Origin of the sequence: Streptococcus sp. K0074 (genome assembly GCF_048843365.1) — a bacterium.
Lineage (GTDB): Bacteria > Bacillota > Bacilli > Lactobacillales > Streptococcaceae > Streptococcus > Streptococcus mitis_BM.
In genome coordinates this window covers 1,792,228-1,814,936 of the sequence record NZ_CP184836.1, presented here as the reverse complement: position 1 = coordinate 1,814,936, position 22,709 = coordinate 1,792,228, and the positions used below count along the sequence as shown (strand labels likewise).

General features: G+C 40.8%; 19 protein-coding genes. 15 read left to right on the top strand and 4 right to left on the bottom strand.

What is annotated here, in order from left to right:
* The first annotated feature begins 152 nt into the window (after window positions 1–152).
* From ftsA to ACN076_RS08805, 14 genes are all read left to right on the top strand, one after another.
* Entirely contained in the window at window positions 153–1,526 is a 1,374-nt protein-coding gene (gene ftsA, locus ACN076_RS08870) for a cell division protein FtsA (RefSeq protein WP_000090384.1), read from the top strand.
* Window positions 1,527–1,542: 16 nt separating this feature from the next.
* Window positions 1,543–2,802 (top strand): cell division protein FtsZ, encoded by a 1,260-nt coding sequence (ftsZ, locus tag ACN076_RS08865; protein ID WP_023943741.1) that lies wholly within the window; start codon window positions 1,543–1,545, stop codon window positions 2,800–2,802.
* Between the two features lie 4 nt (window positions 2,803–2,806).
* Entirely contained in the window at window positions 2,807–3,478 is a 672-nt protein-coding gene (locus ACN076_RS08860; RefSeq protein ID WP_420789853.1) for a YggS family pyridoxal phosphate-dependent enzyme, read from the top strand.
* Window positions 3,479–3,487: 9 nt separating this feature from the next.
* Window positions 3,488–4,027 (top strand): cell division protein SepF, encoded by a 540-nt coding sequence (locus tag ACN076_RS08855; RefSeq protein ID WP_049531827.1) that lies wholly within the window; start codon window positions 3,488–3,490, stop codon window positions 4,025–4,027.
* Window positions 4,027–4,290, top strand: a complete 264-nt coding sequence (locus ACN076_RS08850) for a YggT family protein (protein ID WP_000576512.1) — start codon at window positions 4,027–4,029, stop codon at window positions 4,288–4,290. Before ACN076_RS08855 ends, ACN076_RS08850 begins: the two co-directional genes overlap by 1 nt.
* Entirely contained in the window at window positions 4,287–5,072 is a 786-nt protein-coding gene (locus tag ACN076_RS08845; protein WP_219967022.1) for an RNA-binding protein, read from the top strand. The genes ACN076_RS08850 and ACN076_RS08845 overlap by 4 nt, the downstream gene beginning before the upstream one ends.
* 8 nt (window positions 5,073–5,080) lie before the next feature.
* Window positions 5,081–5,962 carry a DivIVA domain-containing protein gene (locus ACN076_RS08840; RefSeq protein WP_049531825.1) on the top strand — a complete coding sequence of 294 codons (882 nt, stop codon included), beginning with the start codon at window positions 5,081–5,083 and terminating at the stop codon, window positions 5,960–5,962.
* Between the two features lie 252 nt (window positions 5,963–6,214).
* Window positions 6,215–9,007, top strand: coding sequence for an isoleucine--tRNA ligase (gene ileS, locus ACN076_RS08835; protein ID WP_285300742.1), 2,793 nt, complete (start codon window positions 6,215–6,217; stop codon window positions 9,005–9,007).
* A 402-nt stretch (window positions 9,008–9,409) separates the two neighbouring features.
* Window positions 9,410–9,790 carry a hypothetical protein gene (locus ACN076_RS08830; RefSeq protein ID WP_265479405.1) on the top strand — a complete coding sequence of 127 codons (381 nt, stop codon included), beginning with the start codon at window positions 9,410–9,412 and terminating at the stop codon, window positions 9,788–9,790.
* Window positions 9,791–9,803: 13 nt separating this feature from the next.
* Window positions 9,804–10,280, top strand: coding sequence for a hypothetical protein (locus ACN076_RS08825; RefSeq protein WP_265479403.1), 477 nt, complete (start codon window positions 9,804–9,806; stop codon window positions 10,278–10,280).
* Between the two features lie 247 nt (window positions 10,281–10,527).
* Window positions 10,528–11,220: a phosphoglycerate mutase gene (locus ACN076_RS08820; RefSeq protein WP_000240129.1), complete on the top strand. Its 693-nt coding sequence runs from the start codon at window positions 10,528–10,530 to the stop codon at window positions 11,218–11,220.
* Between the two features lie 52 nt (window positions 11,221–11,272).
* Entirely contained in the window at window positions 11,273–13,684 is a 2,412-nt protein-coding gene (locus ACN076_RS08815; protein ID WP_420789852.1) for a glycosyl hydrolase family 95 catalytic domain-containing protein, read from the top strand.
* A gap of 281 nt (window positions 13,685–13,965) precedes the next feature.
* On the top strand, window positions 13,966–14,667 hold the full coding sequence (locus ACN076_RS08810; protein WP_261140189.1) for an ABC transporter ATP-binding protein: 702 nt from the start codon (window positions 13,966–13,968) through the stop codon (window positions 14,665–14,667).
* 1 nt (window position 14,668) lies between these two features.
* Complete coding sequence (locus ACN076_RS08805; RefSeq protein WP_420789851.1) at window positions 14,669–17,377, top strand: FtsX-like permease family protein; 2,709 nt, start codon at window positions 14,669–14,671, stop codon at window positions 17,375–17,377.
* A 95-nt stretch (window positions 17,378–17,472) separates the two neighbouring features.
* Here the strand turns inward: ACN076_RS08805 and tpx are convergent, their stop codons facing one another.
* From tpx to ACN076_RS08785, 4 genes are all read right to left on the bottom strand, one after another.
* Window positions 17,473–17,964, bottom strand: coding sequence for a thiol peroxidase (gene tpx, locus ACN076_RS08800; RefSeq protein WP_420789850.1), 492 nt, complete (start codon window positions 17,962–17,964; stop codon window positions 17,473–17,475).
* A 122-nt stretch (window positions 17,965–18,086) separates the two neighbouring features.
* A complete protein-coding gene (gene psaA, locus ACN076_RS08795) occupies window positions 18,087–19,016 on the bottom strand; it encodes a metal ABC transporter substrate-binding lipoprotein/adhesin PsaA (protein WP_420789849.1) in 930 nt (309 codons plus the stop codon).
* A 31-nt stretch (window positions 19,017–19,047) separates the two neighbouring features.
* Window positions 19,048–19,896 carry a metal ABC transporter permease gene (locus tag ACN076_RS08790; protein ID WP_033682180.1) on the bottom strand — a complete coding sequence of 283 codons (849 nt, stop codon included), beginning with the start codon at window positions 19,894–19,896 and terminating at the stop codon, window positions 19,048–19,050.
* Window positions 19,893–20,615, bottom strand: a complete 723-nt coding sequence (locus tag ACN076_RS08785) for a metal ABC transporter ATP-binding protein (protein WP_000619146.1) — start codon at window positions 20,613–20,615, stop codon at window positions 19,893–19,895. The genes ACN076_RS08790 and ACN076_RS08785 overlap by 4 nt, the downstream gene beginning before the upstream one ends.
* A gap of 177 nt (window positions 20,616–20,792) precedes the next feature.
* Between ACN076_RS08785 and pepO the strand changes: the two genes are divergently transcribed.
* On the top strand, window positions 20,793–22,685 hold the full coding sequence (gene pepO, locus ACN076_RS08780) for an endopeptidase PepO (protein WP_420789848.1): 1,893 nt from the start codon (window positions 20,793–20,795) through the stop codon (window positions 22,683–22,685).
* Window positions 22,686–22,709 lie beyond the last annotated feature (24 nt).

Here is a 22,709-nt window from a genome sequence, read left to right as displayed (position 1 = left end):
CAGAAAAACTAAAAAATTGGCTGGTAAATTTAGGAAAAAACTGAGCACGATGAGATTTTTTGTGTTATAATATTCTGTGAATAGCTATGCCTACGTTTAGCTATTGAATATTACGAAGTTAGAAACTTGGAAGATAGAGAGGATGCGATGTAATGGCTAGAGAAGGCTTTTTTACAGGTCTAGATATTGGAACAAGCTCTGTCAAGGTGCTTGTAGCTGAGCAGAGAAATGGTGAATTAAATGTAATTGGCGTGAGTAATGCCAAAAGTAAAGGTGTAAAGGATGGAATTATTGTTGATATTGATGCAGCAGCAACTGCTATCAAATCAGCAATTTCCCAAGCAGAAGAAAAAGCAGGCATCTCAATTAAATCAGTGAATGTTGGTTTACCAGCTAATCTCTTACAGGTAGAACCAACTCAAGGAATGATTCCAGTAACATCTGATACCAAGGAAATTATGGATCAAGATGTCGAAAATGTTGTCAAATCAGCTTTGACAAAGAGTATGACACCTGATCGTGAAGTTATCACATTCATTCCTGAGGAATTTATTGTGGATGGTTTTCAAGGGATTCGTGACCCACGTGGTATGATGGGGGTTCGCCTTGAAATGCGTGGTTTACTTTATACAGGTCCTCGCACTATTTTACATAACCTACGTAAGACAGTTGAACGTGCAGGTGTTCAGGTTGAAAATATTATTATTTCACCACTAGCAATGGTTCAATCTATTTTGAATGAAGGTGAACGTGAATTTGGTGCTACAGTGATTGATATGGGGGCAGGTCAAACGACTGTCGCTACAATTCGTAACCAAGAACTCCAGTTTACCAATATTCTCCAAGAAGGCGGAGATTATGTAACTAAGGATATCTCTAAAGTCTTGAAGACATCACAGAAACTAGCCGAAGGTTTGAAATTAAACTATGGAGAGGCTTATCCTCCCCTTGCAAGTAAGGAAACATTCCAAGTCGAAGTGATCGGGGAAGTAGAACCTGTTGAAGTAACAGAAAATTACTTGTCAGAAATTATTTCTGCACGTATTAAGCATATTTTTGAACAAATCAAACAAGACTTAGACAGAAGACATTTATTGGATCTTCCTGGTGGCATTGTTTTGATTGGTGGAACCGCTATTTTACCGGGTATTGTGGAACTTGCTCAAGAAGTTTTTGGTGTTCGTGTCAAGCTTTATGTTCCAAACCAAGTTGGAATTCGTAATCCAGCCTTTGCGCATGTGATTAGTCTATCAGAATTCGCGGGACAATTGACAGAAGTACATCTCTTGGCTCAACGAGCAGTCAAGGGTGATGAAGGATTATTCCAACAACCGCTTAGTTTTGGGGGAATGATTCAGAAAACAGCTCAGTTTGTACAATCAACGCCTGTTCAACCAGCCCCTGCTCCAGAAGTAGAGCCGGTGGCGCCTACAGAACCAATGGCGGATTTCCAACAAGCTTCACAAAATAAACCGAAATTAGCAGATCGTTTCCGTGGCTTGATCGGAAGCATGTTTGACGAATAAAGAGGAAAAATAAATTATGACATTTTCATTTGATACAGCTGCTGCTCAAGGTGCAGTGATTAAAGTAATTGGTGTCGGTGGAGGTGGTGGCAATGCCATCAACCGTATGGTCGACGAAGGTGTTACAGGCGTAGAATTTATCGCAGCAAACACAGATGTACAAGCATTGAGTAGTACAAAAGCTGAGACTGTTATTCAGTTGGGACCTAAATTGACTCGTGGTTTGGGTGCAGGAGGTCAACCTGAGGTTGGTCGTAAAGCTGCTGAAGAAAGCGAAGAAACACTGACTGAAGCTATCAGTGGCGCAGATATGGTCTTCATCACTGCTGGTATGGGAGGAGGCTCTGGAACTGGAGCTGCTCCTGTTATTGCTCGTATCGCCAAAGATTTGGGCGCTCTTACAGTTGGTGTTGTAACACGTCCGTTTGGTTTTGAAGGAAGCAAACGTGGACAATTTGCTGTAGAAGGAATCAATCAACTACGTGAGCATGTAGATACTCTATTGATTATTTCAAACAACAATTTGCTTGAAATTGTTGATAAGAAGACACCGCTTTTGGAGGCCCTTAGCGAAGCAGATAACGTTCTTCGTCAAGGTGTTCAAGGAATTACCGATTTGATTACCAATCCAGGATTGATTAACCTTGACTTTGCCGATGTGAAAACAGTTATGGCAAATAAAGGGAATGCTCTTATGGGTATTGGTATCGGTAGTGGAGAAGAACGTGTGGTAGAAGCAGCACGTAAGGCAATTTACTCTCCACTTCTTGAAACAACAATTGATGGAGCAGAAGATGTGATTGTTAACGTAACTGGTGGTCTCGACTTAACCTTGATTGAGGCAGAAGAGGCTTCACAAATTGTGAACCAGGCAGCGGGACAAGGAGTAAACATCTGGCTCGGTACTTCAATTGATGAAAGTATGCGTGATGAAATTCGTGTAACAGTTGTCGCAACGGGTGTTCGTCAAGACCGTGTAGAAAAGGTTGTGGCTCCACAAGCTAGACCTACTACCAACTACCGTGAGACAGTGAAACCATCTCATTCACATGGCTTTGATCGTCATTTTGATATGGCAGAAACAGCTGAATTGCCAAAACAAAATCAACGTCGCTCGGAACAAGCTCAAGGATCTGCTTTTGGTGATTGGGATTTACGTCGCGAGACAATTGTTCGTCCGACTGATTCAGTAGTGTCACCGGTAGAACGTTTTGAAATTCCAAATTCACAAGATGAAGATGAGTTGGATACACCTCCATTTTTCAAAAATCGTTAAGTAAATGAATGTAAAAGAAAATACAGAACGTGTTTTTCGAGAAGTCGCAGAAGCAAGTCTGAGTTCTCATCGCGAGAGTGGCTCAGTCTCTGTCATTGCAGTTACCAAGTATGTAGATGTACCGACAGTGGAAGCCTTGCTTCCGCTAGGGGTTCATCATATCGGTGAAAATCGTGTAGATAAGTTTCTAGAGAAATATCAAGCTTTAAAAGATCGAGATGTGACTTGGCATTTGATTGGTACCTTGCAAAGACGTAAGGTGAAAGATGTCATTCAATACGTTGATTATTTCCATGCATTGGATTCAGTAAAGCTAGCAGAGGAAATCCAAAAAAGAAGTGACCGAGTCATCAAGTGTTTCCTTCAAGTAAATATTTCTAAAGAAGAAAGTAAACACGGCTTTTCGAGAGAAGAATTATTGGAAGTCTTGCCAGAGTTAGCCAAACTAGATAAGATTGAATATGTTGGTTTAATGACGATGGCACCTTTTGAGGCTAGCAGTGAGCAGTTGAAAGAAATTTTCAAGGCGACCCAAGATTTACAAAAAGGAATCCAAGAAAAACAAATTCCAAATATGCCTATGACCGACTTAAGCATGGGAATGAGTCGTGATTATAAAGAAGCGATTCAATTCGGTTCCACCTTTGTTCGCATAGGTACAGCATTTTTTAAGTAGGAGAGAACCATGTCTTTAAAAGATAGATTCGATAGATTTATAGATTATTTTACGGAGGATGAGGATTTAAGTCTCCCTAATGAAAAACGAGATGAGCCCATTTTAACTCCAGTAAATTCTACACAGGAAAAGGCTCTCTCAACGAATCAAACACCAAGCACAAGTGGTACAAAAGAAAATAATATTACTAGACTGCATGCACGTCAACAAGAGTTAGCAAAGCAAAATCAGCATTCTACTGAAAAAGTAACAATTGATGTTCGTTATCCTAGAAAATATGAAGATGCGATAGAAATTGTTGATTTATTAGCAGGAAACGAAAGTATTTTGATTGATTTTCAATATATGACTGAAGTGCAAGCTCGTCGTTGTTTAGATTATCTGGATGGAGCTTGCCATGTTCTAGCTGGAAATTTGAAAAAGGTAGCTTCTACCATGTACCTGTTGACACCAGTGAATGTTATTGTAAATGTTGAAGATATTCGTTTACCAGATGAAGATCAACAGGGTGAGTTTGATTTTGATATGAGACGAAATAGAGTACGATAATGATTTTTTTAATTCGTATGATTTATAATGCAGTGGATATTTACTCCCTGATTTTGGTGGCCTTTGCTGTCATGTCTTGGTTTCCAGGCGCCTACGAATCAAGTTTGGGTCGTTGGATTGTAGCATTGGTAAAACCAGTGCTTGCTCCTTTGCAACGCCTGCCTTTACAGATAGCAGGTCTTGATTTATCTGTTTGGGTTGCGATTGTTTTGATTCGATTTTTAGGAGAAAACCTAGTCCGTTTTCTGGCGATGATAGGATGAATAAAGGGATTTACCAGCATTTCTCCATAGAAGATCGTCCCTTTCTTGATAAGGGAATGGAATGGATAAAAAAGGTAGAAGATAGCTATGCTCCTTTTTTAACTCCTTTTATCAATCCTCATCAGGAGAAGCTATTAAAGATTTTGGCCAAAACCTATGGTCTTGCTTGTAGCAGTAGTGGGGAATTCGTCTCGAGTGAGTATGTTCGAGTTTTATTATACCCAGATTATTTCCAGCCAGAGTTTTCAGATTTTGAAATATCTCTCCAGGAAATAGTGTATTCCAATAAATTTGAACACTTAACGCATGCTAAGATTTTAGGGACAGTCATCAATCAATTAGGGATTGAACGGAAACTTTTTGGAGATATCCTAGTAGATGAAGAACGGGCGCAGATTATGATTAATCAGCAGTTTCTTCTTCTCTTTCAAGATGGATTAAAGAAAATTGGCCGTATACCTGTTTCGCTGGAGGAACGTCCTTTCACCGAGAAAATAGATAAGCTAGAACAGTATAGAGAGCTGAATTTATGCGTGTCTAGTTTTAGATTAGATGTTCTTTTATCAAATGTTTTAAAACTATCTAGAAATCAAGCAAACCAGTTGATTGACAAGAAACTTGTCCAAGTAAATTATCATATGGTAGACAAATCAGATTATACTGTTCAAGTTGGAGACTTGATTAGTGTGAGAAAATTTGGGCGTTTGAGGTTACTTCAAGATAAGGGACAAACTAAAAAAGAGAAGAAAAAAATAACAGTCCAGTTGTTATTAAGTAAGTGAGGAAAAATATGCCAATTACATCGTTAGAAATCAAAGATAAAACCTTTAGCACACGCTTTAGAGGTTTTGATCCAGAAGAAGTAGATGAATTTTTAGATATTGTAGTTCGTGATTATGAAGATTTGGTTCGTTCTAATCATGATAAGGATTTACATATTAAAAATTTGGAAGAGCGTTTGTCTTACTTTGATGAGATGAAAGATTCGTTGAGCCAGTCTGTATTGATTGCCCAAGATACAGCTGAGAGAGTGAAACAAACAGCACACGATCGTTCAAATAATATTATTCATCAAGCTGAACAGGATGCACATCGATTATTGGAAGAAGCAAAATACAAGGCAAATGAAATTCTTCGTCAGGCTGCTGACAATGCTAAGAAAGTTGCTGTTGAAACCGAAGAATTGAAGAACAAGAGCCGTGTCTTCCACCAACGTCTCAAATCTACAATTGAGAGCCAGTTAGCTATTGTTGAATCGTCAGATTGGGAAGATATTCTCCGTCCAACAGCTACTTATCTTCAAACCAGTGATGAAGCTTTTAAAGAAGTGGTTAGCGAAGTACTTGGAGAACCGATTCCAGCTCCAATTGAGGAAGAACCAATTGATATGACACGTCAGTTCTCTCAAGCAGAAATGGCAGAGTTACAGGCTCGTATTGAGGCAGCCAATAAAGAATTGGCTGAATTTGAAGCTCAGGCTAAACAGGAAGTGGAAAATCCAACTCCTGTAGTGAGTCCTCAAATTGAAGAAGATCCTGCTCATCCAGTTGGTCCAATGTATGAAGAGCCAGAAGTAGCTCCAAGCCATTATTCAGGCCCAACACCAGCTACTGAAGCTGTAAACTCAGAACCAGGTTTTACGGCTCCGCAAGAATCTGTTACAATTTTATAAGAAATGATCTGAGAACAATATCTTATCTTTATATTTCCAGCGAGCAGGAGATGGTGTGAGTCCTGTAATCCCTATTGATAAGATTATCCTCTCAAAAACTCAAATCTGAAGTTAGTAAGATTTGACGTTCCCCACGTTACGGGATAAGAGGGAGAAAGACTAAATCTTTTTCCAAATAAAGGTGGTACCACGATTTTCGTCCTTTTTGGCAGTCGTGGTTTTTAATTTGTTATTATTTATAAAGGAGATACCATGAAACTCAAAGATACCCTTAATCTTGGGAAAACAGCTTTCCCAATGCGTGCAGGCCTTCCGACCAAAGAGCCAGTTTGGCAAAAGGAATGGGAAGATGCAAAACTTTATCAACGTCGTCAAGAATTGAACCAAGGAAAACCTCATTTCACCTTGCATGATGGCCCTCCATACGCTAACGGAAATATCCACGTTGGACATGCTATGAACAAGATTTCAAAAGATATCATTGTTCGCTCAAAATCTATGTCAGGTTTTTACGCACCATTTATCCCGGGTTGGGACACTCATGGTCTGCCAATCGAGCAAGTTTTGGCAAAACAAGGTGTCAAACGTAAAGAAATGGACTTGGTTGAGTACTTGAAACTTTGCCGTGAATACGCACTTTCTCAAGTAGATAAACAACGTGAAGACTTTAAACGTTTGGGTGTTTCTGGTGACTGGGAAAATCCATATGTGACTTTGACTCCTGACTATGAGGCAGCTCAAATCCGTGTATTTGGTGAGATGGCTAATAAAGGTTATATCTACCGTGGTGCAAAACCAGTTTACTGGTCTTGGTCATCTGAGTCAGCCCTTGCTGAAGCAGAGATTGAATACCATGATTTGGTTTCAACTTCCCTTTACTATGCCAATAAGGTAAAAAATGGCAAAGATGTTCTAGATACAGATACTTACATCGTAGTCTGGACAACAACTCCATTTACCATCACAGCTTCTCGTGGTTTGACTGTTGGTGCAGATATTGATTACGTTTTGGTTCAACCTGCTGGTGAAGCTCGTAAGTTTGTGGTTGCTGCAGAATTGTTGACTAGCTTGTCTGAGAAATTTGGTTGGTCTGATGTTCAAGTTTTGGCAACTTACCGTGGTCAAGAATTGAACCACATCGTAACAGAACATCCATGGGATACAGCTGTAGATGAATTGGTTATCCTTGGTGACCACGTTACAACAGATTCTGGTACAGGTATTGTCCATACCGCCCCTGGTTTTGGTGAGGACGACTACAATGTTGGTATTGCTAATGGTCTTGAAGTCGCAGTGACTGTTGACGAACGTGGTATCATGATGAAGAATGCTGGTCCTGAGTTTGAAGGTCAATTCTATGAAAAGGTAGTTCCAACTGTTATCGAGAAACTTGGTAACCTCCTTCTTGCCCAAGAAGAAATCTCTCACTCATACCCATTTGACTGGCGTACTAAGAAACCAATCATCTGGCGTGCAGTACCACAATGGTTTGCCTCAGTTTCTAAATTCCGCCAAGAAATCTTGGATGAAATTGAAAAAGTGAAATTCCACTCAGAATGGGGTAAAGTCCGTCTTTACAATATGATTCGTGACCGTGGTGACTGGGTCATCTCTCGTCAACGTGCTTGGGGTGTTCCACTTCCTATCTTCTACGCTGAAGATGGTACAGCTATCATGACAGCTGAAACGATTGAACACGTAGCTCAACTTTTTGAAGAACATGGTTCAAGCATTTGGTGGGAACGTGATGCTAAGGATCTCTTGCCAGAAGGATTTACTCATCCAGGTTCACCAAATGGCGAGTTCAAGAAAGAAACAGATATCATGGACGTTTGGTTTGACTCAGGTTCATCATGGAATGGAGTTGTGGTAAACCGTCCTGAGTTGACTTACCCAGCAGACCTTTACCTAGAAGGTTCTGACCAATACCGTGGTTGGTTCAACTCATCACTCATCACATCTGTTGCCAACCATGGTGTAGCACCTTACAAACAAATTCTGTCACAAGGATTTGCCCTTGATGGTAAAGGTGAGAAAATGTCTAAATCTCTTGGAAATACCATTGCTCCAAGCGATGTTGAAAAACAATTTGGTGCAGAAATCTTGCGTCTCTGGGTAACAAGTGTTGATTCAAGCAACGACGTGCGTATCTCTATGGATATCTTGAGCCAAGTCTCTGAAACTTACCGTAAAATCCGTAACACCCTTCGATTCTTGATTGCTAACACATCTGACTTTAACCCAGCTCAAGACGCAGTAGCTTACGATGAACTTCGTTCAGTTGATAAGTACATGACGATTCGCTTTAACCAGCTTGTCAAGACCATTCGTGATGCTTATGCAAACTTTGAATTCTTGACAATCTACAAGGCCTTGGTGAACTTTATCAACGTTGACTTGTCAGCCTTCTACCTTGATTTTGCTAAAGATGTTGTTTACATTGAAGGTGCCAAATCATTGGAACGCCGTCAAATGCAAACTGTCTTCTATGACATTCTTGTGAAAATCACCAAACTCTTGACACCAATCCTTCCTCATACTGCTGAAGAAATCTGGTCATACCTTGAGTTTGAAGCTGAAGATTTTGTTCAATTGTCAGAATTGCCAGAAGCAGAGACATTTGCTAATCAAGAAGAAATCTTGGATACATGGGCTGCCTTCATGGACTTCCGTGGACAAGCTCAAAAAGCCTTGGAAGAAGCTCGTAATGCAAAAGTTATCGGTAAATCACTTGAAGCTCACTTGACAGTTTATCCAAATGAAGTGGTGAAAACTCTGCTCGAAGCAGTAAACAGCAATGTAGCTCAACTTTTAATCGTGTCTGAATTGACTATCGCAGCAGGACCAGCTCCAGAAGCTGCCGTTAGCTTCGAAGATGTAGCCTTTACAGTTGAACGCGCTACAGGTGAAGTATGTGACCGTTGCCGTCGTATCGACCCAACAACAGCAGAACGCAGCTACCACGCAGTCATCTGTGACCACTGTGCAAGCATCGTAGAAGAAAACTTCGCGGACGCAGTCGCAGAAGGATTTGAAGAGAAATAAGGTTGAAAAGTCTAGGCAAAACTCAATTTGAGAAGAAAAGACAACTAATTTTATAGTCTATTAAACGCATTGTATCACGTTTTTGAACACCTGATATGATGCGTTTTTATTTATTTTAAAAATTTGTGAGGTGTGACTTTTTATACTCCATCAAAATCAAAGAGAAAGTTAGACAACTAGTAACAGTAAGATAAAATAGGGATTTGAAATTACGGATAAGATTGGTAAATAGTGTCACATTTTTTACAATAATAAATTTGTATAGTTGCTTTTGATTTCTGAAAAGTATTATATTTTATTTCATATTATACAAATTTTTATTTTATAATATCAGAAAATACTTTTTTTTTTTAGTAAATATGATACAATTTTATTTGAAAAAAATAAAAAGGAGATTTTATTATGAAATCAAAAACACTTGCTTTAATTAGTGGTATCGTCGGTCTTGTGGGAGGAATTTTACTTCTTATTGGTCCTTTTGTCTTGTTGGGAACAGCGGTAAATACAGCTGCTACAACTCTTAATGGAGGAGCTACTGCAGGGGCTGTTTCAGGTGTTGCCTTACTCTTGAATGTCTTGAAGATTGCAAATCTTGTTCTTGGTATCATTGCTATTGTTTACTATAAAGGAGATAATCGTGTAGGTGCAGCTCCGTCTGTACTAATGATTGTTTCAGGTGGAGTTAGTCTCATTCCATTCTTAGGATGGGTTGGGGGGATTCTTGCTATTATTGGAGGATCTCTATTCCTTGCAACATTGAAGAAATTCAAATCAGAAGAATAAAAGGTGTTTTAGCATGAAAAGAACAAAACATTTTATCGGTCTAGGAGTAGTCCTATTATCTATTTCTCTTCTCGTTGCATGTGGATCACAAAGTTCAAAGACTGCTTCAACAAGTAATGATGAGAAGACAGTAGCAACATCTAATACCTCAAAAGAAACAATCACTTTCGATACTCCAGTTGTAACAGATGATGCGATTGAATCAATGCGTACTTATGCAGATTATATAGATCTTTATAAAAAGATTTTTGATGATTATTTTACTAAAGCTGAGGAAAGTTTCAAAGGCACAGCTATGGAAAATAATGAGTCGTTTACCAAACTAAAAGAGTCAACTCAAAAATTATTCGATGCGCAGAAAAAAATATATGATTTGCTAGGGTCAACTGAGATCAAGGAAGATGATAAATCAAAATTGTCTCAACAATTGAAAGACTTTAGAGACAATTTGCAAAAACAGTTGAAAACTTTGACATCTCAACTACAGTAAGATAGAAATTTTTTGTAGTAATTGAGAATAATTGGTTAAATTACACCCCAAATGTTAGAAATTGGGATGTTTTTTAAAGATTAAATAATGATGATAGAATAGAAATAACCAAAAACAATGTGATTGTCAAACATTGCCAAACAGTCCTTTCCTTTTTGGTTTTGACTAGCTTTTTTGTGAAAAATTGTGTAAAATAGAATAGATAAACGAGGGAAAACCTCGGAAAATTTAAAGGAGAATCCATCTAATGGTAAAATTGGTTTTTGCTCGCCACGGTGAGTCTGAATGGAACAAAGCTAACCTTTTCACTGGTTGGGCTGATGTTGATTTGTCTGAAAAAGGTACACAACAAGCGATTGACGCTGGAAAATTGATCAAAGAAGCTGGTATCGAATTTGACCAAGCTTATACTTCAGTATTGAAACGTGCGATCAAAACAACTAACTTGGCTCTCGAAGCTTCTGACCAATTGTGGGTTCCAGTTGAAAAATCATGGCGTTTGAACGAACGTCACTACGGTGGTTTGACTGGTAAAAATAAAGCTGAAGCTGCTGAACAATTTGGTGATGAACAAGTTCACATCTGGCGTCGTTCATACGATGTATTGCCTCCAAACATGGACCGTGATGATGAGCACTCAGCTCACACAGACCGTCGTTATGCTTCACTTGACGACTCAGTAATCCCAGATGCTGAAAACTTGAAAGTGACTTTGGAACGTGCCCTTCCATTCTGGGAAGACAAAATCGCTCCAGCACTTAAAGATGGTAAAAACGTATTCGTAGGAGCTCACGGTAACTCAATCCGTGCCCTTGTAAAACACATCAAAGGTTTGTCAGATGACGAAATCATGGACGTGGAAATCCCTAACTTCCCACCATTGGTATTCGAATTTGACGAAAAATTGAACGTCGTTTCTGAATACTACCTTGGAAAATAAAAAATTGTAAGTCTAGAATTGATTTCTAGGCTTTTTATGTTAGTATGGTAGTATGATAAGGAATAAAAAACAAGATTATGTATTGGCCTATAAGCAACCAGCATCAAGAACATATAAGGGTTGGGAAGAAGAGGTCTTACCGATAGGCAATGGTTCTTTAGGAGCTAAAGTCTTTGGTCTTATTGGGGCTGAACGGATTCAATTTAATGAAAAAAGTCTCTGGTCTGGTGGTCCACTTCCTGATAGTTCAGATTATCAGGGTGGAAATCTTCAGGATCAGCATAACTTTTTAGCTGAGATTCGGCGATCTTTGGAAAAGAGAGATTACAATCGGGCTAAAGAACTGGCTGAAAAGCATCTGATTGGACCAAAAACCAGTCAATATGGGACCTATCTGTCCTTTGGGGATATTCATATTGAGTTTAGTAATCAAGACACGACTTTGTCTCAGGTGACGGACTATCAGAGACAGTTGAATATTAGTAAGGCACTTGCGACGACTTCTTATGCCTATAAGGGAACGCGATTTGAACGTGAAGCCTTTGCCAGTTTTCCAGATGATCTCTTGATTCAGCGCTTTACTAAGGAAGGGTTGGAAACTCTAGATTTTACTATAGAACTATCCTTGACCCGTGATTTGGCTTCTGATGGAAAGTATGAGCAGGAGAAGTCTGATTACAAGGAGTGTAAGTTGGATATTACTGATTCTCATATCTTGATGAAGGGAAGAGTTAAGGACAATGACCTGCAGTTTGCTAGCTGTTTAGCTTGGGAAACAGATGGGGATATTAGAGTTTGGTCAGATAAGGTTCAGATATCAGGAGCCAGTTATGCCAATCTCTTCTTGGCGGCTAAGACAGATTTTGCCCAAAATCCTGCTAGTAATTATCGCAATAAACTAGATTTAGAGCAGCAAGTAAAGGACTTGGTGGACACAGCTAAAGAAAAGGGCTATGCCCAATTGAAATCAAGGCATATTGAGGACTACCAAGCCTTATTTCAGCGTGTTCAATTGAATTTGGGAGCTGATGTTGACACATCCACTACAGATGAGTTACTAATAAATTATAAGCCACAAGAGGGACAGGCTTTGGAGGAGCTATTCTTCCAGTATGGACGGTATTTACTGATTAGTTCTTCCAGAGATTGTCCAGATGCTCTACCAGCTAACCTACAGGGAGTCTGGAATGCGGTCGACAATCCTCCTTGGAATTCGGACTATCACTTGAATATCAACCTGCAGATGAATTATTGGCCAGCCTATGTGACTAACCTCTTAGAGACGGCTTTTCCGGTCATCAACTATATCGATGATTTGCGTGTTTATGGTCGCATAGCGGCTGCAAGGTATGCAGGAATCATTTCTCAGAAAGGGGAGGAGAACGGTTGGTTGGTTCATACGCAAGCGACTCCTTTTGGCTGGACGGCACCTGGTTGGGACTACTACTGGGGCTGGTCGCCAGCTGCCAATGCGTGGATGATGCAAACGGTTTATGAGGCCTACTCATTTTACAGGGACCAAGACTATCTCAGGGAGAAAATTTATCCCATGTTGAGGGAAACGGTTCGTTTTTGGAATGCTTTTTTACATGAGGATAAGGAAGCGAAGCGTTGGGTATCTTCTCCATCTTACTCACCAGAACATGGGCCGATTTCGATTGGAAATACCTATGACCAATCTCTGATTTGGCAATTATTCCATGATTTTATTCAGGCTGCTCAAGAATTGAAATTGGATGAGGACTTGTTGACTGAAGTCAAGGAGAAGTTTGACTTGCTTAATCCTCTGCAAATCACTCAATCTGGTCGAATCAGGGAGTGGTATGAGGAGGAAGAGCAGCATTTTCAAAATGAGAAAGTGGAGGCCCAACATCGTCACGCTTCTCATCTGGTGGGACTCTATCCTGGAACTCTCTTTAGTCATAAGGGGCAAGAGTATCTTGATGCGGCGCGTGCTAGCCTCAATGATCGTGGAGATGGGGGAACAGGCTGGTCCAAGGCTAATAAGATCAATCTCTGGGCGCGTTTGGGAGATGGCAATCGAGCCCATAAATTATTAGCAGAGCAGTTAAAGCCATCCACTTTGCCCAATCTTTGGTGTAGCCACCCTCCTTTTCAGATAGATGGTAATTTTGGTGCTACTAGTGGCATGGCAGAAATGTTACTCCAATCTCATACAGCTTATCTGGTACCTCTAGTCGCCCTACCCGATGCATGGTCAAGAGGTTCCGTTTCAGGCTTAATGGCACGTGGACATTTTGAAATTAGCATGAGATGGGCGGATAAAAAACTCTTACAGTTGACCATTTTATCAAGAAGTGGAGGAGATTTGCGAGTCTCTTATCCAGGTATTGAGAAGAGTGTGATTGAAATGAATCAAGAAAAAGCAAAAGTGAAATGCATAGAGAAAGATTGTATTTCGGTAGCAACAGCAGAAGGCGATCTGGTTCAATTTTATTTTTAAGAAGATGTTATACTCTTCTTAAATCTCTTCAAACCACGTCAGCGTCGCCTTACCGTATATATGTGACTGACTTTGTCAGTCTTATCTACAACCTCAAAGCGGTGCTTTGAGTAACCTGCGGCTAGCTTCCTAGTTTGCTCTTTGATTTTCATTGAGTATTAGAAGGCAGTAATTTGATACTGCCTTTTAATAAGGATTTGAGAATGTAAGCAGTTTCCAACTAGTTGAAAAAGCGTTATAATGGTAGTAGGAAGTAATTTGTTTGAGAGAGGGTGGGTCTGATGGCTTATATTGAGATGAAACACTGTTACAAGCGTTATCAGGTTGGGGACACGGAGATTGTGGCCAATCGTGATGTGAATTTTGAGATCGAAAAGGGTGAATTGGTTATTATTCTAGGTGCATCTGGTGCAGGCAAGTCAACGGTTCTTAACCTTCTTGGGGGAATGGATACCAGTGATGAGGGGGAAATCTGGATAGATGGTGTTAATATTGCAGATTATAGTTCCCACCAGAGGACCAATTATCGTAGAAATGATGTCGGTTTTGTTTTTCAGTTTTATAATCTAGTTTCCAATCTAACCGCTAAGGAAAATGTGGAGTTGGCTTCAGAAATCGTGACAGATGCCTTGAATCCTGAACAGGTCTTGACAGATGTAGGTCTGGCTCATCGTCTCAATAACTTTCCAGCCCAGCTTTCTGGAGGGGAGCAACAGCGAGTCTCCATTGCACGCGCGGTAGCAAAAAATCCTAAAATTCTCCTTTGTGACGAACCAACTGGAGCCTTGGATTATCAGACGGGCAAGCAGGTTTTGAAAATCCTCCAAGATATGTCTCGTCAAAAGGGAGCGACGGTGATTATCGTGACTCACAATGGAGCTTTGGCGCCCATTGCTGATCGCGTGATTCATATGCACGATGCCAGTGTCAAGGATGTGGTGATAAACCAGCATCCTCAGGATATCGACAGTTTGGAGTACTAGCATGATCAAGCGAAAAACCTATTGGAAGGATTTAATTCAGTCCTTCACAGGCTCCAAGGGGCGTTTTTTATCCATCTTGACCTTGATGATGTTGGGATCTTTAGCCCTAGTAGGTCTCAAAGTAACCAGTCCCAACATGGAGGCGACAGCTAATGCTTATTTAACAACTGCTCAAACCTTGGATTTGGCAGTTATGTCTAATTATGGTTTGGATCAAGCAGATCAAGAAGAACTAGAACAGATAGAGGGCGCAGAAGTTGAGTTTGGCTATTTGACAGATGTGACTATGGAGAATGGGCAGGATGCCATTCGGCTGTACTCCAAACCAGAGCGAATTTCAACCTTTCAGCTAAGAGAGGGACGACTTCCTCAGTCAGACCAGGAAATCGCTTTGGCCAGTCATTTGCAAGGCCAATACAGCGTGGGACAGGAGATTAGTTTTAAAGAAAAAGAAGAGGGTCATTCCTCTTTAAAAGACCATGCTTATACCATTACTGGTTTTGTGGATTCAGCTGAAATCCTCTCCCAGCGAGATATGGGCTACGCAGGAAGTGGAAGCGGGACTCTGACAGCCTACGGGGTCATTTTACCTGGTCAGTTTAATCAGAAAGTCTACAATATAGCTCGTTTGAAATATCAAGATTTGTCAGGTTTAAATGCCTTTTCATCAGCTTATGAAGAAAAATCCAAGCAACATCAGGAAGACCTTGAACAAGCTTTGTCAGATAATGGCAAGGCACGTCTGCAAGTCTTGAGAAAAGAAGGACAAGAGTCTCTAGACAAAGGCCAAGAAACCCTTGACAAGGCTGAGACTAATTTGCAGGAAGGCAAGCGTCGTTTAGCAGCAGCTCAAGCTCGTTTACAGGCTCAGGAAAGTCAACTAGCCTTGCTTCCTCAAGCTCAGAGAGAGCAGGCTAGTGCTCAACTTACCCAAGCTAAGCAGGAATTGAGCAAGGAAGAGGACAAACTAAAGCAGGCTGAACAAAATCTAGCCCAAGAAAAGGAAAAACTAGAAAAACATCAGCAAGTCTTGGATGATTTAGCTGAGCCCAAGTATCAAGTCTATAATCGGCAAACCATGCCAGGGGGTCAAGGCTTCCTCATGTACAGTAATGCTTCAGCCAGTATTCGGGCAGTGGGCAATATCTTTCCTGTAGTGCTTTATGCCGTAGCGGCTATGGTGACCTTTACAACTATGACTCGCTTTGTGGATGAAGAACGAACACATGCAGGTATTTTTAAGGCCTTGGGTTATCATAGCAAGGATATTATTGCCAAGTTTCTCCTCTACGGCCTAGTAGCTGGGACTGTCGGAACAGCTCTAGGTAGTATACTTGGACATTATTTACTAGCCAGTGTGATTTCAAGTGTCATTACAAAAGGAATGGTGGTGGGAGAAACCCAGATTCAGTTCTATTGGATCTATAGCTTACTGGCTCTTGCTTTGAGTTGGTTGGCGAGTGTGTTACCAGCCTATCTGGTGGCTCGTAGGGAACTTCATGACGAAGCAGCCCAGCTTTTACTGCCTAAACCACCTGTCAAAGGAGCTAAAATCTTACTAGAGCGCATCGGTTTTATCTGGCGTCATCTCAGTTTTACCCATAAGGTAACAGCCCGCAATATCTTCCGTTATAAGCAACGGATGTTGATGACGATCTTTGGTGTGGCAGGTTCAGTCGCTCTGCTCTTTGCAGGTTTGGGAATCCAATCCTCTGTAGCAGGAGTTCCGTCTAGACAGTTTCAACAAATTCAACAGTATCAAATGATTGTCTCTGAAAATCCTAGTGCGACAAATCAGGACAAGGCAGAGTTGGAAGAAGTGTTGAAAGGGCAGGATATCCAAGCCTACCAGAAAATCTATTCTAAAACGCTAGATAAGGATTTCAAAGGTAAGGCTGGTCTTCAAACCATTACCCTTATGAGTACAGAGAAGGAGGATTTGACTCCCTTTATCCATCTGCAACATCATCAGCAAGAGTTGACATTAAAAGATGGAGTTGTCATCACAGCTAAACTAGCCCAGCTGGCAGGTGTCAAGGTTGGGCAGACTTTAGAAATTGAAGGTAAGGAATTAAAGGTCGCTGCTATTACTGAGAACTACGTTGGCCACTTTATTTATATGAGTCAGGCTAGCTATGAGCAAATTTACGGACAGCTACCCCAAGCCAACACTTATCTGGTTTCGCTAAAGGATTCTAGTGCGCCTAGTATTGAAAGGCAGGCAGGCTTGCTTATGAATCAAGCTGCGGTGTCCAGCGTTGTCCAGAATGCTTCAGCCATTCGGCTCTTTGACTCTGTCGCTAGCTCCCTCAATCAGACCATGACTATCTTGGTCATCGTATCGGTTCTATTGGCTATTGTTATCCTTTACAATCTGACCAATATCAACGTGGCTGAGAGAATCCGTGAACTCTCCACTATCAAGGTTCTCGGTTTTCATAATAATGAAGTCACTCTCTACATTTACCGTGAGACGATTGTGCTGTCCCTTGTGGGAATCGTACTTGGTTTGGTATCTGGTTTCTATTTACATCAATTTTTGATTCAAATGATTTCTCCTGCGACTATTCTCTTTTATCCGCGGGTAGGCTGGGAAGTATATGTAATCCCAGTGGCAGCAGTAAGCATCATTTTGACCCTGCTTGGTTTCTTCGTCAATCATCATTTGAGAAAGATTGATATGCTTGAAGCCTTGAAATCTGTAGAGTAAGGTAGTTGTTTTTAGCTGATTGAATTTATATTTACTCGTAAGCAAAAATCCTCCGTTTCAAAGAGTAGGGAACTCTTTGTGACAGAGGATTTTTTCTATAGGGCTTTAGCAGCTGCAATTGCAGCTTCGAAGTTTGGTTCAGAGTTGATATTGTCCACGTATTCAACGTAGCGAATCGTATTGTCAGTATCGAGGACAAAGACTGCGCGTGCCAATAGGTGCCACTCATTGATTAAGAGGGCATAATCACGTCCAAAGGAATGGTCGAAATAGTCTGAGAGCATGATGGCATTTTCAATACCTTCAGCCCCACACCAACGTTTTTGGGCAAAAGGTAGATCCATTGAAACAGTCAAGACAACTGTATTATCCAGTCCATCCAGTTCTTCATTAAAACGACGCGTTTGAGTTGAGCAGATACCTGTATCGATAGAAGGCACGACACTCAAGACTTTTTTCTTACCATCAAAATCAGATAGAGATTTTTTAGAAAGATCTGTTGTAGTGAGTGAAAAATCAAGTGCCTTGTCGCCGACTTGTAGTTGTTTACCTGTAAAGCTCACAGGATTTCCGAGGAAAGTTACCATAAGATACTCCAATCTTTTTTCTTCCATTTTAGCTGAAACAGTCAGAATTTTCCAATGATTTGACTGGAAATGTGGGCATAGAAAAAACGTCAATTCGGAAAAGAATGACGTTTTTCAGAGGCTTATTTTGCCAATCCTTCAGCAATCTTGTCAAGGTTGTATTTCATCATGTTGTAGTAGCTGTCGCCTTCTTTACCTTGTTCTGCGATAGAGTCAGTAAAGATTTGAGCGTAGATTGGGATGTTTGTGTCTTGTGAAACAGTCTTCATTGGACGGTCATCTACACTTGATTCTACAAAGAGTGAAGGAGTTTTTGTTTGGCGAAGTTTTTCAACCAAGGTCTTGATTTGGTCAGGAGTTCCTTCTTCTTCAGTATTGATTTCCCAGATATAGGCACTTGGGACACCGTAGGCTTTAGAGAAGTATTTGAAGCATCCTTCGCTGGTTACAATGAGTTTTTTCTCAGCAGGGATGTTGTTAAATTTCTCCTTAGCTTCCTTGTCAAGTTTGTCTAGCTTATCAGTATATTCTTTGAGATTTTTTTCGTAGAATTCCTTGTTGCTAGGGTCTTTAGCGCTCAATTGTTTTGCGATATTTTTAGCAAAGATCATACCGTTTTCAAGGTTAAGCCAAGCGTGTGGGTCTTCTTTGCCTTTTTCGTTTTGACCTTCAAGGTAGATAACATCAACGCCTTCGCTGACTGCAAAGTAGTCTTTGTTTTCAGTTTTCTTAGCATTTTCTACCAATTTTGTAAACCAAGCATTGCCACCTGTTTCAAGGTTGATACCGTTATAGAAAATGAGGTCAGCCTCAGAAGTTTTCTTAACGTCTTCAGGAAGTGGTTCGTATTCGTGCGGGTCTTGGCCAACAGGAACGATACTGTGAAGATCAATCTTGTCACCAGCAATATTTTTAGTAATATCAGCGATGATTGAGTTTGTAGCAACAACTTTTAGTTTTTGACCAGAAGCTGCATCTTTCTTTCCACTAGCACATGCTACAAGAGCAATGACGGAAAGAAAGAGAACGAACAATGTACCTAATTTTTTCATTAGATCCTCCAATTTATTGGGGTTTTGCCCCTTATTTTAACAAATGTTTATTTTTCAGTTTCAAATATCGTTGTTTTGGAGCGATAAAGAAGCTAATGAGAAAGAAACTAGCAGCTGTAAGCACGATACTAGAACCTGCCGCAACGTTAAAGCTATAACCGATAAAGAGTCCCAAAACTGAAGCTGTAGCTCCAAAGGTTGAGGAAAGGAAAATCATGCTTTTCAGGCTATTAGCATACAGATAAGCAGTTGCAGCTGGGGTAATCAGCATGGCTACAATCAGGATAGTTCCGACACTTTGCATGGCTGTCACAGACACGAGAGTCAGGAGTACCATGAGAAGGTAGTGATAGAAATTGACAGGCATTCCCATGGCTTTAGCCAAGAGTTCATCAAAGGAAGTGATCAAGAGTTGCTTGAAGAAAATCCAGATTAACAAGAGAATGACTGCCCCAACACCCATAGTAATAAACATATCCGTATCTTGGACGGCTAGGATATTACCAAAAAGGATATGGAAAAGGTCAGTTGAACTTTTAGCGACACTAATCAAGATGATACCGAGGGCTAAGAAAGAAGAAAAGGTAATGCCGATGGCGGTATCGCTTTTGATAATCGAGTTCCCCTTGATGTAGGTAATGATGATGGCAGCTAGCAATCCAAAGACAATGGCTCCGATAAAGAAGTCAACGCCCAAGATGAAGGAGAGGGCTACACCTGGCAAGACAGCATGTGAAATGGCATCTCCCATGAGTGACATCCCGCGTAGGATGATGAAACATCCTACAGCTCCAGCTACGACCCCGACGACAATGGCTGTTATCAAGGCATTTTGTAAGAAATGGAATTTTTGCAATCCATCGATAAATTCTGCAATCATAGGTCACCTCCATTGAAAAAGAGTCGATTACCGTAAGCTTCTTTGAGATTGGCTTCGGTAAAGGTTTCTTTGGTTGGACCAAAGGCAATCACTTCTCGATTGACAAGCAAGACTTGATCGAAGTAGTGGGGAACCTTGCTGAGGTCGTGGTGGACGATGAGAACCGTCTTCCCAGCTTTTTTCAGATCTCTCAGCGTATTCATGATGATTTCCTCACTGACAGAGTCAATCCCAACAAAGGGTTCATCCAAGAGGATATAGTCGGCTTCCTGTACCAAACATCTGGCAATCAAGACCCGCTGGAATTGACCTCCAGACAGTTGACTGATTTGCCGTTCAGCATAGTCAGCTAGACCGACGATTTCAAGGGCTTCTTGCACTTTCTTCCAATGTTTAGCCTTTAAACTTCGAAAGAGAGGGATAGAGGGAAAGAGTCCTAACGAGACACATTCCTTGACTTTGATGGGAAAGTTGTAGTCGATATTGATTTTTTGTTCGACATAGGCGATTCGGTGTAAGGATTTTTTAACTTCCTTGTCATCGAGAAATGCCTGACCTTGATGTGGGATAATTCCCAGCATCCCTTTTAATAATGTTGATTTCCCAGCACCGTTTGGACCAATAATACCGGTAATTGTTGGTCCGTGGAGCACTAGTGAAATATCCTTAAGTGCCAACGTTTCTTTGTAGGAGACACTGAGGTTTTCGATACGTATCATAAACTTGTATTCCTCCTGCCTCTTAATATACATTAAAAAAAAAATTAAGTCAAGTTAATTTTTAAAAAAATTAAAATAATAACTGAAAAATGATGGAAAGAGAAAGTTCATTTTTAATTGCATTCCCAGTTAATTTTTGTTAAGCTAAAAACAAGTACAAATGAAAGCGAGAACAAGATGATACGTTATCAAGATGATTTTTATGATGCAATCAATGGAGAATGGCAACAGACAGCTGAAATTCCAGCAGATAAGTCTCAAACAGGAGGTTTTGTTGATTTAGATCAGGAAATTGAAGACCTGATGCTGGCGACAACAGACAAGTGGTTGGCAGGAGAAGAGGTGCCTGAGGATGCTATCTTGGCAAACTTTGTCAAATACCACCGCCTAGTTCGTGATTTTGACAAGAGAGAAGCTGACGGTATCACACCTGTCTTACCACTTCTTAAAGAGTTCCAAGAATTGGAGACTTTTGCGGATTTTACAGCTAAACTAGCAGAGTTTGAGCTTGCTGGTAAACCAAACTTCCTTCCTTTTGGTGTATCGCCAGACTTTATGGATGCTAGAATCAATGTTCTATGGGCTAGCGCTCCAAGCACGATCCTTCCAGATACGACCTACTATGCTGAAGACCATCCTCAGCGTGAAGAGCTTTTGACTCTTTGGAAAGAAAGCAGCGTAAATCTTCTCAAGGCTTATGATTTCTCTGATGAAGAAATTGAAGACTTGCTAGAGAAAAGACTAGAATTGGACCGTCGCGTTGCAGCAGTGGTGCTTTCTAATGAAGAAAGTTCAGAATATGCTAAACTCTACCATCCATATTCTTATGAAGATTTCAAGAAATTTGCGCCTGCCTTACCCCTGGATGACTTCTTCCAAGCTGTTCTTGGACAAATACCAGACAAGGTTATCGTAGACGAGGAACGTTTTTGGCAAGCAGCAGAGCAATTCTATAGTGAAGAAGCTTGGCCTCTTCTCAAGGCAACCTTGATTTTGAGTGTTGTCAATCTTTCAACCAGCTATTTAACAGAAGAAATTCGTGTCTTGTCAGGTGCCTATAGCCGTGCGCTTTCAGGAGTTCCAGAAGCCAAAGACAAGGTCAAGGCAGCCTACCAGCTAGCACAAGGTCCTTTCAAACAAGCCTTGGGTCTCTGGTATGCCCATGAAAAATTCTCTCCAGAAGCCAAGGTGGATGTGGAGAAAAAAGTGGCAACCATGATTGATGTCTATAAGGAACGTTTGGCTAAAAATGACTGGCTGACTCCTGAAACTCGTGACAAGGCCATCGTCAAACTCAATGTCATCAAGCCTTACATCGGTTACCCAGAAGAATTGCCAGAACGCTATAAGGACAAGGTAGTGGATGAAAATGCTAGTCTTTTTGACAATGCTCTAGCCTTTGCGCGTGTGGAAATCAAGCACAATTGGAGCAAGTGGAACCAGCCTGTAGACTACAAGGAATGGGGCATGCCTGCTCATATGGTCAATGCTTACTACAATCCACAGAAGAACCTAATTGTCTTCCCAGCGGCCATTTTACAAGCACCTTTCTATGACTTGCATCAGTCATCTTCTGCTAACTACGGTGGTATTGGGGCAGTTATTGCCCATGAAATTTCCCACGCCTTTGATACCAACGGAGCTTCCTTTGATGAAAATGGTAGCCTCAAGGATTGGTGGACAGAGAGCGACTATGCCGCCTTCAAAGAGAAAACACAAAAAGTTATCGATCAATTTGATGGACAGGATTCTTATGGAGCAACCATTAACGGTAAATTGACTGTGTCAGAAAACGTGGCTGACTTGGGAGGAATCGCTGCAGCGCTTGAAGCAGCTAAGCGAGAAGCAGACTTCTCAGCAGAAGAATTCTTCTACAACTTTGGTCGCATCTGGCGCATGAAAGGTCGTCCAGAATTTATGAAACTTTTGGCTAGCGTGGATGTGCACGCGCCAGCCAAACTCCGTGTCAATGTACAAGTACCAAACTTCGATGATTTCTTTACAACCTATGATGTTAAAGAGGGAGACGGTATGTGGCGTTCACCAGAAGACCGCGTGATTATTTGGTAAGGCAAAAAGGTAAGTAATTAGAAA